We start from the raw sequence: 14,752 nt of genomic DNA, 5'->3' as shown, positions 1-14,752 counted from the left end.
CGCGGGTGTTCACAGGATCCGGTAAAGCAGCCGTTCTATCCGCACCCGGCTGACCCGTTTCAAGAACCTGGCCACGGCCTCGGGGTAATCCGGCAGGGTTTCCAGGTCCAGGTAACGTTCGATCCGGCGCGTGTGGCGGTAGATCTGTTCAAGCTCGGCCTGGCGCGGCGCCAGCAACTCGCCCTTGGGATCGTCCAGCAACAGCGCGTTTTCCAGGTCCAGGCGAAAGGCCCGTGGGTTGAGGTTGTTGCCGGTCAACAAGGTGTAGCGTTCGTCGATCCACATGCCCTTGAGGTGATAGGTGTTGTCCCCGTCACGCCACAGGTGCAGGTTCAATTGGCCGCTGTCGATCGCGCGCTGATGCCGTTTGGCGAAGCGGCGCAGGCTGATTTCGTAGAGGTACGGCAGCGCCGCGATGATCTTGAACGGCTCGCTTGGCGGAATGTAGAAGTCGTTGGCGGTCTTGTCGCCGACGATGATGTCGATCTTGACCCCGCGGGCCAGGGCCCGGTTGAGCTCCCGGGTCACGGCCAGGGGCAGGTTGAAATACGGGGTGCAGATGGTCAGTTGCTGGCGGCTGCTGGCGATCAGTTCACCGATCACCCGGCTCAGCGGATTGTTCTTGCCCACGCCCAGCAACGGGCTGACCGACAGGCCGCTCTTGTCGAGGCTGCCAACGCTGGTGTCATAGGTCGCGTACTTGAGGCGACTGCGCAGGTCGCCGATGTCCTTGCGCAAACTGCGGGTGCTGGGCAGGTTCGGCAGGTCCAGGCGGTGCACGGCCCTGGAGGTGATCAGGCCGTGCTGCACCAGGTGATGCATCGAATCGGCCAGTGCCGTGTTCTGCAGCAGGTGATAGCGGTCGTAGCGGTATTTGTCGAACTTGTGCAGGTAGACGTTATTCAGGCTGGCGCCGCTGTAGAGGACACAGTCGTCAATCACGAAGCCTTTCAAATGCAGCACGCCGAACAGCTCGCGGGTCTGCACCGGCACGCCGTAGATCGGCACTTCGCTGGCATGGGTGCGAGTTTGTTCCTGGTACCACGCCGAGTTGCCCGGCTGCTTCTTGGCGCCGATCAGCCCGCGCTGGGCCCGCAACCAGTCCACCACCACGACCACGTCCAGCTCCGGACGCGCCGCTTTGGCGGCATGCAGGGCATCCAGGATTTCCTGGCCGGCCTCGTCCTGTTGCAGGTACAGGGCGACGATGTAGATGCGCTGGGTGGCCTGGGCGATTTTCTCCAGCAGGCAACGGCGGAATTGAGCAGCACCATCGAGGATGGTCACCGCGTCGGCGGTCAGTGCAAAGCTGCGCAGCTTGGGCAGCAGGGAGCGTTTGAAAAGCGACGGCATAGGGCTCGCAAAAGGTCGATTCCGTAGAACGGATGAGCTTACACCAATGGATGGGGTCGGGTCTTGCTACGGCAGAGAAAAAAACTTGACTAAGGAGAACGATCATTCTACTTTGCCTCATGAACGAAATCACTGGTAATGAAACACGAGACATCATCCTCGATGTCGCCGAAAAGTTGATCTATAAAAGTGGCATCGCCGCCACCGGCATGGACCTTCTGGTGAAAACCGCCGGCGTCTCCAGGAAAAGTGTCTATCGCTACTTCGCCAACAAGGACGACCTGATCGTGGCCGCCCTCAGGCGGCGGGACGAACGCTGGATGCACTGGTTCAGCACCGAAGTGGACAAGGCGCCGACCCCGACTGCACGGCTGCTCAACCTGTTCCCGGTGCTCAAGGGCTGGTTCGACAGCGAAGGTTTCCGCGGCTGTGCATTCATCAACACCAGTGGCGAAACCGGCGATCCACAGGATCCGGTCCGCCAGGTGGCGAAGATGCACAAACAGAAGTTGCTCGATTACGTAACTCGGCTGTGCGTCGAACAAGGTGTCCAGAACCCGGACGCACTGGCCCGCCAACTCCTGATTCTGATTGACGGCGCCATTACCGTGGCGCTGGTCATGGGCGACCACAGCGCGGCTGACGACGCCCAGGACTTGCTCGAAAAACTGTTACACGTCTGACCTGTTGAACCCTTGTGCAATACGTTAATTCACTGGAGATCCGCCATGTCTGCCTCTTCCGAAGTTCGCCCGCCGTTGCCGCCGTTCACTCGTGAATCGGCGATCGAGAAAGTTCGCCTGGCCGAAGACGGCTGGAATTCTCGTGACCCACAAAAAGTATCCCTGGCCTACACGCTGGAGACTCAATGGCGCAACCGCGCCGAATTCGCCCACAGCCGCGAGGAAGCCAAGGCGTTCCTGACCCGCAAATGGGCCAAGGAGTTGGATTATCGGCTGATCAAGGAGCTCTGGGCGTTCACCGATAACCGCATCGCCGTGCGCTACGCCTACGAATGGCACGACGACTCGGGCAACTGGTTCCGCTCCTACGGCAACGAAAACTGGGAGTTCGACGAGCAAGGCCTGATGTACAACCGCTACGCCTGCATCAACGACATGCCGATCAAGGAAAGCGAGCGCAAGTTCCGTTGGCCCCTGGGCCGTCGGCCGGACGATCATCCTGGGTTGTCCGAGTTGGGGTTGTAACCCTCTCGACTGAACCGCCGTTATCGTGAGCAAGCTCGCTCCCACAGGGGATTGAGCGGACACAGCATTTGTGTGCGCTGAAATCCAAATGTGGGAGCGAGCTTGCTCGCGATGACGGCGGCAAATCCAACGGGTGTGAAACTGACCCACCGCTATCGCGAGCAAGCTCGCTCCCACAGTACAACAACCGCGCCAGACCAGCGGCCGCTCCAGCAGGCTTGACCCGCATGCCGCCAGGCATCACATTGCCTGGGCCGGCGTTAAGCCCGCTGTTCGTTGTGCAGCAGATTTTGTGGAGCCCATGACCGCGTCGATCCCGATCCGCCCCCCTTGCCCACCCGGCGTCTGCGATTGCGGACGTGATGCGTTGCTGCAAGCGCCGGGCAGCGACCTGCGCATCCTTTGCCTGAATCGCCAGGAAGAAAAGCGCTTGCTCGAACGCCTGGAGAACATCCAGAGCCTCGACGAACTCCAGCGCCTGCAGCAACGCCTGTACGAGAACCTGGGGATCCGCCTGAGCGTCGAGCCCGGCTACAACGAAGTGCGGACCATGCGCGGCATCGCCATCGAATTCCAGGAGCAGCCTGGCCTGTGCCGGAAAATTCGCCAGTCAATCCCCGCCGCCATTCGCCGCGGGCTGGAAAAACGCCCCGAGATCGCCTGGCGACTGCTGGATGCCCACGATCTGTTTCGCGACATCTGAACCCAGGCCGCCCCCTCCCTGGAGCGGCACTTCGGCTAGAAATCCACCGTCGCGGAAAGCAGGTAGGTCCGCGGGGTCGACAGCGTCAAGCCAGGCTCACTGTCATCCGACGCGCCGGCCGAACTCCAGTAGCGTTTGTCGGCCACGTTTTCGATGTTGGCCCGTAGGGTGATGTTTTTTTCGTCGACCCTGAACCCGTAGCGGGCGCCCACGTCGAAGCGCGTCCAGGCATCGATTTCCTTGGTGTTGGACGGGTCCAGGTACTGCGAACTGGAGTAGATGCCGCGACTGGTCAGGGTCAGGCCCTGTACCGTCGGCACGTCCCATTCGGCGCCGAGGTTGACGTTGTACTTCGGCGTGGCCGGCGCGCGGTTGCCCTCGAAGGTGCTGTCGGTGGTGTCAGTCAGTTCACTGTCGATGAACATCACGCCGCCGAGCAAACGGGTTCCCTTCATCGGTTCGCCGAACACACTCAACTCCACGCCGGTGTTTTCGCGCTTGCCGTTCGGGCCGAAGACACGTGTCGTGGCGTCGGTCGCATAGGCGGGCTGCTTGATTCGGAACACGGCGGCGGTGACGGCGAAGGGGCCAGCATCGTACTTGGCGCCCACCTCGACCTGACGGCTGATGAAGGGCGGGAAAATCTCATCCTCGTTCACCGACGTCGACGGCGCGATCTTGCCCTGGCTCAGGCCTTCCATGTAGTTGGCATACAGCGACAGCTTGTCGGTCGCCTTGAACAGGATGCCGGCCGACGGCGAAACCTTTTCTTCGTCGTAGGCGGTGTCGCCCTTGACGTTATTCGTCCAGTCGTCAACCTTCACCCGTTGCCAGCGGGCGCCGAGGGTCAGCAACAAGCGATCCTCGAACAAGCCCAAGGTGTCGGACAACGCCACGCCGCTGAAGCGGTTTTCGGTGTAGACCTTAGCGTCCTGTCGCGTCGGGTTGCTCGGCGTCGGGGTCTGCACCGGGTCATACAGGTTGCTGCGACCGTTGGCGTAACGGGCGCCGCCATTCTCGAAGTCCATATAGAAATAACTGGTCGCCAGGTTGACCTCATGGCTCACCGGCCCGGTATGGAACCAGTTGCGCACCCCGGCCGTGGCCGTGCGGACATTTTCCTCCCGGGTAAAGTCACGGGGCTGGACGATGAAGTCGCCTGCGTCGTTGGTCACCGAAACGTTGTGCCGAAGGAAATCGTGGTCGCTTTTACGCGCGCCGACACCGCCATACAGCATGACGGAATCGCTGACGTCGAATTCAGCGTTCACCGTGCCGAAGGTGTCCTCGGTGCGCGCCTTGCTCCAGGATTGGGCATAGTTGTCGCGCACATCACTGGCGTGAGGAACCTGGGCATCGGCACCGACCTGCACGCGCTCCTGGGGCGCGTCGGTGTGACGCTCAGTGTGGCCGATGTCCGTCGACAATCGCAGGCGTTCCCCCCGAAAATCCAGGCCCAGCACCGCCATTTCGCGGTCCACGCTCTGGTGATCCCATTCGGTGTCGCCCGCCTGTTTCACCCCGTTGAAACGAATACCGAACTTATCGTCTTCACCAAAGCGCCGACCAACATCCACCGCCCCGCCGAGCTGGTTGTTGGAGGCATAGCTGCCGGTGAATGAGGTGATGGGTTTGTCGGTGGCGCGCTTGGGCACCACGTTGATCCCGCCCCCCACGCTACCCCGCGGCGAGACGCCGTTGATGAGCTGGCTCGGCCCCTTGATGATGTCAACGCGCTCAGCCATCTCCATGTCGATCGTGTACGTCGGCAGGATGCCGTAGAGACCGTTGTACGCGACGTCGCTGTTGAACAGGCTGAAACCGCGAATGGTGAACTGCTCATAGCGCCCGCCCGCCGGATTGGTGGCGCGCACCGATGGGTCGCTGGCGATCAGGTCGCCCAGGGTACGCGCCTGCTGGTTCTTGACCGTCGTGCTGGTGTAGGTGGTCATGCTGAACGGCGTCTCCATGAAATCCCGCGTGCCCAGCAAGCCTTGCGAACCACGCCGTGCCACCTGACCGCCGGCATACACCGGGCTGTCCGTCGACGGCGTGGCGCCAAGGATCGAGGTGGGCGCCAGTTGCAAGCTGCCGCCTTCTGGCGCCGGCATCAGGATGTACGCCTGTTCCCCCACCGGCTGCAACTGCAGGCCCGAACCGCGCAACAGCCGGGCAAAGCCCTCCTCCACCCCATATTCCCCCGAAAGTCCGGCACTGTTGCGCCCGCTCACCAGGGCCGGATCCACCGAGAGGTTGACCCCCGCCAACCCGGCAAACCGGGTCAACGCGGTGCTCAGACTGCCGGCGGGCACTTGGTAGCTGCGCCGTACGGCTTCTTCGGCCAGGCTCGATGAAATGGAGAATGGGCTGGCACCCAGGCTCAGCATGAGGCTCAGGTTCAACAGCGAACGCCAGCCGGCAAGGGCCGGGCGCAAACGCAAAGGTGCAACTGGGGACATTGGAAAGCGCTCTCGTTTTTGTTCAGTTGCCTTGAATGACAAGCGAGACAAAAAAAAGGGACAGGTCTCAGGCCATATTCTTACGAAGCGTCAACGTGACCCAGTAACGTGTTCGCGTGTGCACGTCCAGCGGCAGGCTGGCCGCCAGCAGCGCGAGGATTCGATCGGTGTTGTCGAGACGGAAGCTGCCGGTGATGCGCAGGGGCTCCAGGGTTTCGTCCCAGCGCAGCACGCCGGGGCGATAGCGACTCAGTTCCCGCAGGAAATGGCCCAGCGGCTGGTCCTGCGCAACCAGTACCCCGTCACGCCAACCCAGCTGTGCTACGTCGAACGCTCGCACCGGCCCCACGCCCGAGGCCTGGAAATGGACCTGCTGGCCCTCTTCCAGGTTCAACAACGGCCCGCGCAGCGGTTGCAGTTGCGCCGAGCCGCTGACCACCGACACCCGGCAGTCACGCTGGCCCAGGTACACGCAGACTTCGCCACGATGGATCGTGATAAGCCCATAGGGTGACTGAACGGACAGCGGCGCGCGTGCGCCAAGCTTGAGGGCCATCTCACCGCGCACCAACACCAGGCGCCGCGCCTGGAGGTCCAGGTCGACGGCGCTGTCAGTGTTCAATTGCAGCGAACTGCCATCAACCAGCGACCAGCGCCGTTGCTCGCCCGTGGCAGTGTGCAAATCAGCGCGCCAGGCCTCCAACGGCAGTTCTCGTCCCAGCAACCAGGCAGTGGGAACCAATGCGGCAACGCCCAATGCACGCTTGAGCACCGCGCGCCGAGCCAGCGCCGGTCGGTCCAGGGTGGCCATGCCCAAGGACGCGGGCACCCCGGCAAAGCGCTGACGCAATCGCTGGGCCTTCTGCCAGGCTGCCTCATGGTGAGCGCTGCTGTCGCGCCAGCGTTGCAGCGCCGCCGAGTCGAAGGCGTCCCCGTCGAACTCCATCAGGGTCAACCAGCGGGCAGCCGCCCGTGCCGCTTCACGGGCTTCGGGCGATGGCGCCGACGACATCAGAAGTCCACCAACAGGCAATGCTCATAGGCCTGGGCCATGTAGCGCTTCACGGTGCGCTCGGACACGTGCAGGCGCTCGGCGATCTCGCGATAGCCCAAGCCCTCGAGCTGGCTCCATAAAAAAGCCCGCCGCACCAAGGGCGGCAGGCCGTCCAGCAATTCGTCCAGGGCTTGCAGGGTTTCCAGCAACAGCCAGCGCTGCTCCGGAGACGGTGCGCAGGCCTCGGGCAGGTTCGCCAAGGCGTCGAGATACGCCTGCTCGAGATTTCGCCGGGTGTAGAAATTGCTCAGCAGGCGTTTGCCGACGGTCAGCAGGTAAGCGCGGGGTTCTTGCAGGTCGACCAATGCCTGGGAGCTGGAAAGCACCCGCAGGAAGGTATCCTGGCGCAAGTCCGCCGCATCCCAGGCATTGCCCATGCGCCGTCGCAACCAGCTTTCCAGCCAACTCCCGTGGTCACGGTACAACGCATGGAGGGATTGCTCCGTCGGCGTAACGGCATCACACATGTCCAGAAGCCTGCGCAAAGTCTTAAATGAGACTGATTCTAATTAATGTTCGCGCAGGAATCCAAGTTGTTTATGCAAGGTGTGTCTAAAAATGGGAGGGAATTCCCCTCCCCTGTGGGAGCAGTGCTATCAGTGACTGGCGTGCAAGGTCTTTGGCACCTCCGGCATGGCCGAAGAGTGGTGGTTGATGATCATCCACTGACCGTCGAGGCGCTCATAGAGGAAGGTGTAGCGCGCCTGGACTTCGCGCTTGGAACCGTCGGCCTGGGTCAGGGTGAAGGTGTAGACACCACTGTCCATCGCCGCGTCAGGCCCCAGGTGGCGGATTTCCCGGTAGTTGATTTGCCCGACCGGCTTGCCCGCCAGGAAATGCTCGAAGTAATCCTGGATCAGCGCCGGCGTGTTGCGCACTTTGTTGGAAACTGTCGGCTGCAGAATCGCATCCGGGGCATAGAGACCGGTCACCGCGGCGGCGCTCCCGGTTTGCAGCGCGGCATTCCAGCGATCAAACAGTGCAGCGATTTCCCGGTCATTCACATTCTTGGGCTGCTCGGCCACGGTGCGGTACACGTAGGGGGTGACCTCGACAGCCTGGACAAGCGGCGCGGTCAGCAGGAAAAAAGCGGCGATGGCACAGGTTTTCATTTTCATCAGAAGGCTCCTTTGGGTTTCAATGAGCCCACTTTGCCGACCGTCCCAGCCTTCGCCATCGGCCAACCGGTGCCAATCGCCTATGCCATTCGGCAGATAGGCCCCGTGCCGGTGACACGTTTTAATGACGCCACCGCGAACCGTCCGATTTTTTTCCGTTGGAGTCCTCATGCAAAGCCCACCCCATGATCCCGGCAGTGCCCTGGCCATCCGCAGCCAGTATCGCCAGTCGCAAAGCCGTGCCGCGCGGCTGGGGTTGCTGTTGGGGACTGGTCATGAACTGACGCAGTTGCCACTGCCGGCCATGCGTCAGCGTGCGCTGCAACGGGCGTGTGCGTTCATGGCCATGGACCATGGCCTGCTGCTGGAGTGGACGCCGGACAACACACTGCGCGCCCTCGCCAGCCACGGCAGCGCGGAACGCGTCGACCTGCTGGCCAAGCTGGCCCAGCCGCAAACGCCCAGCCCGCACTGGTTGGAGTCTCCCGGCAGCGCCCTGCCCCAAGTCTTGCGCATTCCATTGCGCACCTCCGATGGCGTGGCGTTCGGCGCGTTGCTGCTGGGCAATAGTGTCGCCCTCGGGACGCCGGACAACGAAGACATCGAATCGCTGCAATTGCTCGCGACGCTGTTGGCGGCGCACCTGGAGAACAGTCGCCTGCTCGAAGCGCTACAGGCCCGCGAGCGGACCATGTCCGAGCTGGTCCACCGCTTGTTCAGCGCCCAGGAAGACGAACGCAAGCGCGTGGCCTACGACCTGCACGACGGCCTGGCGCAGAATCTGGCCGGTCTGCATCAGCGCTTGCAGGGCTTCGCCGGTCGTTGCCCATCGCTGCCGCCGGCGCTGGCGAGCGAGTTGCAGGCCATCCTCGACCTGGCCCAAGGCTGCGTCGGCGAGGGCCGGCAATTGATCGGTGGCCTGCGCCCCCATGTGCTGGACGATTTCGGCTTGTACAAAGCCGTCGACAAGGAGGCTGACCGCCTGCGTGACGCGGGCCTGACCGTGAGCTGGGCCGAACACAGCAGCGCGCGCCTGCCGGGCAACACCGAGATCGCCCTGTTTCGCATTGCACAGGAAGGCATCAACAACATTCTCAAGCACGCCCAGGCCCGCCATGTGGGCCTGGGGCTGGCCGTGGAAGATGGCCTCGCCTGCCTGCGGGTAGAAGACGACGGGCGCGGCTTTGCCCTGGAACGCCCCATCGAGACCAACGGCAGCCGCCACCTGGGGCTGGCCGCCATGCAGGAGCGCGCCAACCTGCTGGGCGGCCACCTGGACTGTTGCAGCCAACCCGGCGCAGGCACGCGCTTGCTGGCCAGTGTGCCGCTACCGACCCTCGGAGTGCAGCGATGAACCGCCCTTTGCGCCTGCTGCTGGCCGATGACCACGAAGTGACCCGCACCGGGTTTATCAGCATGCTCGCCGACAGCCCGGGGTTCGAGGTCGTCGGCCAGGCCCGTGATGGCCAGGAGGCCCTGGACCTGTGCGAGCGGCTACAACCGGACATCGCGATTCTCGACATCCGCATGCCCGTCCTCAATGGTCTGGGCGCGGCGCGGATCCTGCAGCAGCGCCAGCCCGGGATCAAAGTGGTGATCTTTACCATGGACGACAGCCCCGATCACCTCGAAGCCGCCATCGGTGCGGGCGCGGTCGGCTATCTGCTCAAGGACGCCAGCCGCGATGAAGTGCTCGACGCCCTCAAGCGGATCGCCCAAGGCGACGAGGCGCTGAACAGTTCAGTCAGCGCACGCCTGCTGCGCCGCATGGCCGAGCGTGGTGCCAATGGCACGGCCCAGGTCCAGGCCCTGACGGCCCGTGAGCGGCAAGTGCTAGGGCTGGTGGCCGGCGGCTTCAGCAATCGGGAGATCGGCGAAAAACTGGGCATCGCATCCGGCACGGCCAAGGCCCACGTCGAGCGCGTCATCGGCAAGCTCGGCGCCGCCGACCGAACCCAGGCCGCCGTGCGCGGCGTGGCCCTGGGGCTGGTGGCCCCCCCCACCGGACAATGGCCATGAGGTTTCTCGCCGCCCGCCGCTGGGCCGACCTGCCGTTGCGGGGCAAGGCCCTGGTGGTGATTTCCCTGCCCCTGGTGGTCCTGCTGCTGTCGCTGGTGCTGATCTATATCACCGAACGCCAGACCGCCCGGGCCGAAGAGGATGTGCGCCGGGTGTTGCTTGTCCAAGGCGATATCCAGACGGTCCATACTTTGTTGGCCGAGGCGGCGGCCAGCGTGCGCGGTTACCTGCTGACTCGGCGCGAAGATTTCCTGCCCAGCTACGAACAGGCCACGCCGCTGATCCATGCTGCCTTGCAGCGCCTGGACCACAACATTCGCGATGCCAGGATGCGCGAACACCTCAAGACCATCACCCCGCTGATCGCCGACAAGCTCGACGGTTTGGTCGCATTGCGCAACGGCCAGCGGGACGACCCCGAGGCCATCACCGCGATCCTGATCGAAAACAAACAGGTGCTGGACGTGCTGCGCGACCAGATCAGCGCCATGCGCGTACGCGAGGATGGCCTGCTCGCCGAGCGCAGCGCCGCCGCCTCGGCCACGCGCATGCGGCTGTTGTTTGCCACGTTGCTGGCGGCGGTGTGCGGGCTGCTGGGGGCCATTGTCGCGGTGCTGTTCCTGTCCAAGGGCATTGTCGCCCGGGTCCAGCAGGTGCAAGGCAACGCCCAGCGCCTAGCTCTGGGCCAACCCTTGTTACCGCAACCGCCGGAGCAGGACGAAATCGGCCAGCTCGGTACGCGCCTGGTGGAGGCCGGGCAGTTGCTCGCCGAGCGCGAGCGGGCCCTGCGCGACAACGAAGAGCGCTTGCGGTTGATCATCGATGGCGTGAAAGACTACGGGATCTTCGCCCTGGACGCCCAGGGCTACGTCACCACCTGGAACGCCGGCGCCCAACGCATCAAGGGCTACACCGAGCAGGAAATCCTCGGCCAGCACTTCTCCCTGTTCTATTTGCCCGAGGAATGCCCGGCGCACCCGGACATGGCCCTGCGCGAAGCCACCCGCGACGGGCATTACATGGAGGAAGGCTGGCGTTGCCGCAAGGACGGCAGCCGCTTCTGGGCCAGCGTGGTCATTACAGCCCAATACGATGGCACAGGAGCCCTGCGTGGGTTTTCCAAGATCACCCGCGACATCACCGACCGGCGCGCCGCTGAAATCGCCCTGCGCACCGCCCGGGAAGAAGCGGAAAGCGCCAGCCGGGCCAAGAGCGAATTCCTTTCGCGCATGAGCCACGAATTGCGCACGCCATTGAACGCCATCCTGGGGTTCGCCCAACTGCTGGACATGGACTCCACCGCCGGCCAACGCCCTCAGGTCAGTCACATCCTGCGGGCCGGCCAGCACTTGCTGGCGTTGATCAACGAGGTGCTGGACATCGCCCGGATCGAGGCCGGGCGCCTGCCCCTGAACATCGAACCGATTGCCCTGGCGACGGTGCTGCACGAAGCCTTGACGCTGGTTTCACCCATGGCCGCCGATGCCGGGATCCACTTGGTCGACCTGCCCGCGTTGCCCGACGACAGCGGTGTGCTTGCCGACCGCCAGCGCCTGGTGCAGGTGTTGCTCAACCTGTTGTCCAACGCCATCAAGTACAACCGGCCCGGCGGTGAGGTGCGCATCGAAGTGAACATCCAGGCCCACCAGGTGAGCATTGCCGTCCATGACACCGGCCATGGCATCGCCCCTGAGCAACTGCACCAACTGTTCAAGCCGTTCGAACGCCTGGGTGCTGATCCGCAGGTCGAAGGCACCGGCCTCGGCTTGTCCTTGAGCAAGAACCTGCTGGAGATGATGCAGGGTAACCTGCGGGTCCACAGTGAGCCCGGCCACGGTTGCTGTTTTACTCTGCAATTGCCCGCCACCCAGGTGATCGGCACGCACTTGCCTCCCATCGCCGCCCGGGCCGTAACGCGCGCCCCCGTGGATTACCACGGCAAGATCCTCTGCATCGAAGACAACCTGTCGAGCCTTGCGCTGATCGAGACCTTGATGCAGCGCCGGCCCGGCATCCAGCTGTTGTCGAGCATGCAAGGCCAGATGGGCCTGGACCTCGCCCGACAGCACAGCCCGCAACTGATCCTGCTGGACGTCACCCTGCCGGACCTGGAAGGCCTGGAGGTCTTGCGGCGCCTGCGCCAGTCCCCGGCCACCGCGGCCACGCCGGTGCTGATGATCACCGCCGATGCCAGCGACCTGACCCAGCGGGCCCTGCGCGATGCCGGGGCCACGGCGATCCTGACCAAACCCATCCATATCCAGGCCTTTCTCGGCCACCTCGAGCACTACCTACCGGAGCCCGCATGAATCGCGATTTGCGCATTCTGATCGTCGACGATCAGCGCCCCAACCTGGACCTGATGGAGCAACTGCTGGCCCGCGAAGGGTTGCACAATGTGCTGAGCAGCACCGAGCCTTTGCGCACCCTCGACCTGTTCAACAGCTTCGAGCCGGACCTGGTCATCCTCGACCTGCACATGCCGGCATTCGACGGCTTTGCCGTGCTGGAGCAACTGAACCGGCGCATCCCGGCCAACGACTACCTGCCGATCCTGGTCCTGACCGCCGACGCGACCCGTGATACCCGCCTGCGGGCCCTGGCCCTCGGCGCCCGGGATTTCATCAGCAAGCCCCTGGATGCGCTGGAAACCATGCTGCGCATCTGGAACCTGCTCGAAACCCGCGCGCTCTATAAAGCGTTGCGCGAGTTGATCCCGTCCCAGCAGATCGAACTGTTACGCCAGCACCGTCCCGCTGCCGACCCGGCCTAGCCTGGCGGTCGATTCATCGAGGCCATCGCGGGCAAGCTCCTGCAGGTATTTCATTTGATCCGGTAGTGAAAGGTATTGCGCACTGCCGGCACCGCCACCGCCTTGCCATCGATGATCCGTGGCTGATAACGGAACGTCTGGGCGGCGGCCAGGGACGGGCGGATGAACAAGGGGTGGCAACCGTCGATGACCTTGGGATTGTCGATCCGTCCGTCCGGCATCACGCTGTACTCCACAGTGCAATCGCCTTCCAGGCCCTTGTCCAGGGCGCGTTGTGGATAGTCCGGGGCTTGCTTGCTCAGCGGTTGATAGCTGCGGCTGTCGGCGACGGCCTGGCGCGCCTGCTCGACTTGGCGTTGCTCGGCAAGTGCTTGCGCCTGCCGGGCCTGACGCTGTTGTTCGGCGGCCTGCTGCTCGGCGTCTTGCCTGCGTCGCTCGCTTTCCTGGCGTTCGCGCTGCTGTTGGGCCTGTTGCTCGCGCTTTTGCTCCTCGACCCGTTTGCGGGCCAGGGCCGCCTGCTCCAGTTTCTGTGCCTTGGCACGCGAATCGACAACCGGTTGGCTGGGAGCGGGACGCGGCGCTTCTACCGGCGCCGAAGCCGGCTCGGCCGATGGCGGTGCTACAGGAATAACAGCGGCCGGTGCAGGCGCTTCGGGCACTGGTGCCGCGGGCAACATCACCAGTTGCGTGCGCAACACCCGGGGCGCCTCGGCGGCTGGCTTCTCCACGCTCCAACCCAACACCAACAACGCCACCACACCCGCGTGCAGGGCTACGGCGAGCCCTGCCGCCAGGCCGTTTTTCCAAAAGCGACGGCCCAGCGCAGGCACACTCAGGGAGGGACTGTGCATGATCATCGCCGTCATTGCGGCGCCTCGGTCACCAGTCCCAGATTGCTCACGCCGCCCTGCTGCAAGGCGGCCATGGCTGCAACGACCCGGCCGTAATCGGCATGCTCGTCGGCACGGATGTACACCTGGGTATCGCTGCGCTCGGCCACGACCTGCGCCACCTTGGCGCGCATCTGCTCCAGGTCCACGGCGCTGTCGGTCTGGTGGTGGGTGTCCAGCTCACCGCCCAGGTTCCAGTAGTAACCGCCCTCGGCCTTGACCGACAGGGTGAGGATTTGCTGGCGACTGTCGTTGGCCAGTGCTTCGCTGGCGACCTTGGGCAGTTCGATCTTCACGCCCTGGGTCAGCATCGGTGCGGTGACCATGAAAATCACCAGCAGCACCAACATCACGTCGATGTACGGCACCACGTTCATTTCGGCCTTGGGACCGTGCTTGCGTTGTGGCTTGACGAGCATCTGCCCTCTCCTCTCAAGCGGCCGTGGCCAGGTTCACCGGTGCACCGTGCAGCTTGCGGTGCAGACGCGCCTGCAGCTCGTTGCCAAAGGCGTAGTAACGGGTCAGCAGGGTTTGGCCGCGAGCGGCAAATCGGTTATAGGCAATGACCGCCGGGATCGCCGCGAACAAGCCGATGGCCGTGGCGATCAACGCTTCGGCGATGCCCGGCGCCACCGTGGAAAGGCTGGCCTGTTGCACTTGGGACAGGCCGATAAAGGCATTCATGATCCCCCAGACGGTGCCGAACAAACCGATGTAGGGGCTGACCGAGCCGACGGTGGCGAGAAATTGCAGGCCTTTTTCCAGCTGTATTTCCTGTTCGCTGATCGCCACTTGCAGCGCGCGCTCGACGCCTTCAAGCACCACTTCTGGCGTGCTTGAAGGTTGGTTGAGCTGAGTGAAGGCCAGCACACCCGCCTGGAAAATCGGCGTGACACCACCGTCCTCTTCGCGGACTTGGGCGTGTTCCCGGTACAAGGGCAGCAGATCCTGGCTGCTGCGAAAACGCTGCATGAAACCGTTGAGCTGACGCTCGTTGCGTTGCAGCACGGCGCTGCGCTGGATGATCAAATACCAGCTCAATAGCGAGGCCAGCAGCAACGTGAGCATGACCGCCTTGACCAGCAGACTCGCGTCACTGATCAGGCCCCAGATCGTCATGTGTTCCAGAGTCGCTTGCATAGTTGAAACTCCTGTCTGGCGGTTATTCGATGAAA

At 63.6% G+C, this 14,752-nt stretch carries 15 protein-coding genes; 7 read left to right on the top strand and 8 right to left on the bottom strand.

The window, feature by feature from the left end; translation table 11 throughout:
- Positions 1 to 9 precede the first annotated feature (9 nt).
- The gene (gene pssA, locus ACMTA2_RS18060) at positions 10 to 1,353 is read right to left on the bottom strand and encodes a CDP-diacylglycerol--serine O-phosphatidyltransferase (RefSeq protein ID WP_413791092.1); all 1,344 of its coding nucleotides are present in this window, start codon (positions 1,351 to 1,353) and stop codon (positions 10 to 12) included.
- Between the two features lie 119 nt (positions 1,354 to 1,472).
- Between pssA and ACMTA2_RS18055 the strand changes: the two genes are divergently transcribed.
- From ACMTA2_RS18055 to ACMTA2_RS18045, 3 genes are all read left to right on the top strand, one after another.
- Positions 1,473 to 2,036, top strand: a complete 564-nt coding sequence (locus ACMTA2_RS18055; RefSeq protein WP_413791091.1) for a TetR/AcrR family transcriptional regulator — start codon at positions 1,473 to 1,475, stop codon at positions 2,034 to 2,036.
- A gap of 45 nt (positions 2,037 to 2,081) precedes the next feature.
- Positions 2,082 to 2,561: a nuclear transport factor 2 family protein gene (locus ACMTA2_RS18050; protein WP_413791090.1), complete on the top strand. Its 480-nt coding sequence runs from the start codon at positions 2,082 to 2,084 to the stop codon at positions 2,559 to 2,561.
- A 301-nt stretch (positions 2,562 to 2,862) separates the two neighbouring features.
- Entirely contained in the window at positions 2,863 to 3,264 is a 402-nt protein-coding gene (locus tag ACMTA2_RS18045; protein WP_083569150.1) for a hypothetical protein, read from the top strand.
- A 35-nt stretch (positions 3,265 to 3,299) separates the two neighbouring features.
- Here ACMTA2_RS18045 and ACMTA2_RS18040 read toward each other — a convergent pair whose 3' ends face one another.
- The 4 genes from ACMTA2_RS18040 to ACMTA2_RS18025 all read right to left on the bottom strand — a co-directional run bounded on the left by ACMTA2_RS18040 (position 3,300) and on the right by ACMTA2_RS18025 (position 7,895).
- The gene (locus tag ACMTA2_RS18040) at positions 3,300 to 5,723 is read right to left on the bottom strand and encodes a TonB-dependent siderophore receptor (protein WP_413791089.1); all 2,424 of its coding nucleotides are present in this window, start codon (positions 5,721 to 5,723) and stop codon (positions 3,300 to 3,302) included.
- Between the two features lie 67 nt (positions 5,724 to 5,790).
- Entirely contained in the window at positions 5,791 to 6,735 is a 945-nt protein-coding gene (locus ACMTA2_RS18035) for a FecR domain-containing protein (protein ID WP_413791088.1), read from the bottom strand.
- Positions 6,735 to 7,244: a sigma-70 family RNA polymerase sigma factor gene (locus ACMTA2_RS18030; protein ID WP_413791087.1), complete on the bottom strand. Its 510-nt coding sequence runs from the start codon at positions 7,242 to 7,244 to the stop codon at positions 6,735 to 6,737. Before ACMTA2_RS18030 ends, ACMTA2_RS18035 begins: the two co-directional genes overlap by 1 nt.
- A 129-nt stretch (positions 7,245 to 7,373) precedes the next feature.
- Positions 7,374 to 7,895, bottom strand: a complete 522-nt coding sequence (locus tag ACMTA2_RS18025; protein ID WP_413791086.1) for an SgcJ/EcaC family oxidoreductase — start codon at positions 7,893 to 7,895, stop codon at positions 7,374 to 7,376.
- 169 nt (positions 7,896 to 8,064) lie between these two features.
- Between ACMTA2_RS18025 and ACMTA2_RS18020 the strand changes: the two genes are divergently transcribed.
- Genes ACMTA2_RS18020 through ACMTA2_RS18005 form a run of 4 tightly spaced genes read left to right on the top strand, consistent with a single transcriptional unit; the run spans position 8,065 to position 12,687 of the window.
- A complete protein-coding gene (locus tag ACMTA2_RS18020) occupies positions 8,065 to 9,249 on the top strand; it encodes a sensor histidine kinase (protein ID WP_413791085.1) in 1,185 nt (394 codons plus the stop codon).
- Positions 9,246 to 9,914 carry a response regulator gene (locus ACMTA2_RS18015; RefSeq protein WP_413791084.1) on the top strand — a complete coding sequence of 223 codons (669 nt, stop codon included), beginning with the start codon at positions 9,246 to 9,248 and terminating at the stop codon, positions 9,912 to 9,914. Before ACMTA2_RS18020 ends, ACMTA2_RS18015 begins: the two co-directional genes overlap by 4 nt.
- The gene (locus ACMTA2_RS18010; protein WP_413791083.1) at positions 9,911 to 12,223 is read left to right on the top strand and encodes an ATP-binding protein; all 2,313 of its coding nucleotides are present in this window, start codon (positions 9,911 to 9,913) and stop codon (positions 12,221 to 12,223) included. Before ACMTA2_RS18015 ends, ACMTA2_RS18010 begins: the two co-directional genes overlap by 4 nt.
- Entirely contained in the window at positions 12,220 to 12,687 is a 468-nt protein-coding gene (locus tag ACMTA2_RS18005) for a response regulator (protein WP_053187808.1), read from the top strand. The genes ACMTA2_RS18010 and ACMTA2_RS18005 overlap by 4 nt, the downstream gene beginning before the upstream one ends.
- Before the next feature lie 50 nt (positions 12,688 to 12,737).
- Here ACMTA2_RS18005 and ACMTA2_RS18000 read toward each other — a convergent pair whose 3' ends face one another.
- The 3 genes from ACMTA2_RS18000 to tolQ are packed head-to-tail and all read right to left on the bottom strand — an operon-like array spanning position 12,738 to position 14,717.
- The gene (locus ACMTA2_RS18000; protein ID WP_413791082.1) at positions 12,738 to 13,553 is read right to left on the bottom strand and encodes an energy transducer TonB; all 816 of its coding nucleotides are present in this window, start codon (positions 13,551 to 13,553) and stop codon (positions 12,738 to 12,740) included.
- A complete protein-coding gene (tolR, locus tag ACMTA2_RS17995; RefSeq protein ID WP_413791081.1) occupies positions 13,550 to 13,996 on the bottom strand; it encodes a protein TolR in 447 nt (148 codons plus the stop codon). The genes ACMTA2_RS18000 and tolR overlap by 4 nt, the downstream gene beginning before the upstream one ends.
- Positions 13,997 to 14,009: 13 nt before the next feature.
- Positions 14,010 to 14,717, bottom strand: a complete 708-nt coding sequence (tolQ, locus tag ACMTA2_RS17990) for a protein TolQ (RefSeq protein WP_413791080.1) — start codon at positions 14,715 to 14,717, stop codon at positions 14,010 to 14,012.
- Positions 14,718 to 14,752 lie beyond the last annotated feature (35 nt).

The sequence above is a fragment of the Pseudomonas medicaginis genome, from assembly GCF_965119365.1.
Classification (GTDB): Bacteria; Pseudomonadota; Gammaproteobacteria; order Pseudomonadales; family Pseudomonadaceae; genus Aquipseudomonas.
This window is presented reverse-complemented; position numbering and strand designations above follow the sequence as displayed.

Excerpts from the sequence above, each read along its gene's own strand:
- ACMTA2_RS18040 (WP_413791089.1), bottom strand. The coding sequence starts at position 5,723 with ATGTCCCCAGTTGCACCTTTGCGTTTGCGCCCGGCCCTTGCCGGCTGG.
- tolQ (WP_413791080.1), bottom strand. The coding sequence starts at position 14,717 with ATGCAAGCGACTCTGGAACACATGACGATCTGGGGCCTGATCAGTGAC.
- ACMTA2_RS18030 (WP_413791087.1), bottom strand. The coding sequence starts at position 7,244 with ATGTGTGATGCCGTTACGCCGACGGAGCAATCCCTCCATGCGTTGTAC.
- ACMTA2_RS18015 (WP_413791084.1), top strand. The coding sequence starts at position 9,246 with ATGAACCGCCCTTTGCGCCTGCTGCTGGCCGATGACCACGAAGTGACC.
- tolR (WP_413791081.1), bottom strand. The coding sequence starts at position 13,996 with ATGCTCGTCAAGCCACAACGCAAGCACGGTCCCAAGGCCGAAATGAAC.
- ACMTA2_RS18055 (WP_413791091.1), top strand. The coding sequence starts at position 1,473 with ATGAACGAAATCACTGGTAATGAAACACGAGACATCATCCTCGATGTC.
- ACMTA2_RS18000 (WP_413791082.1), bottom strand. The coding sequence starts at position 13,553 with ATGACGGCGATGATCATGCACAGTCCCTCCCTGAGTGTGCCTGCGCTG.
- ACMTA2_RS18045 (WP_083569150.1), top strand. The coding sequence starts at position 2,863 with ATGACCGCGTCGATCCCGATCCGCCCCCCTTGCCCACCCGGCGTCTGC.
- ACMTA2_RS18050 (WP_413791090.1), top strand. The coding sequence starts at position 2,082 with ATGTCTGCCTCTTCCGAAGTTCGCCCGCCGTTGCCGCCGTTCACTCGT.
- ACMTA2_RS18020 (WP_413791085.1), top strand. The coding sequence starts at position 8,065 with ATGCAAAGCCCACCCCATGATCCCGGCAGTGCCCTGGCCATCCGCAGC.
- ACMTA2_RS18005 (WP_053187808.1), top strand. The coding sequence starts at position 12,220 with ATGAATCGCGATTTGCGCATTCTGATCGTCGACGATCAGCGCCCCAAC.
- ACMTA2_RS18025 (WP_413791086.1), bottom strand. The coding sequence starts at position 7,895 with ATGAAAATGAAAACCTGTGCCATCGCCGCTTTTTTCCTGCTGACCGCG.
- pssA (WP_413791092.1), bottom strand. The coding sequence starts at position 1,353 with ATGCCGTCGCTTTTCAAACGCTCCCTGCTGCCCAAGCTGCGCAGCTTT.
- ACMTA2_RS18035 (WP_413791088.1), bottom strand. The coding sequence starts at position 6,735 with ATGTCGTCGGCGCCATCGCCCGAAGCCCGTGAAGCGGCACGGGCGGCT.
- ACMTA2_RS18010 (WP_413791083.1), top strand. The coding sequence starts at position 9,911 with ATGAGGTTTCTCGCCGCCCGCCGCTGGGCCGACCTGCCGTTGCGGGGC.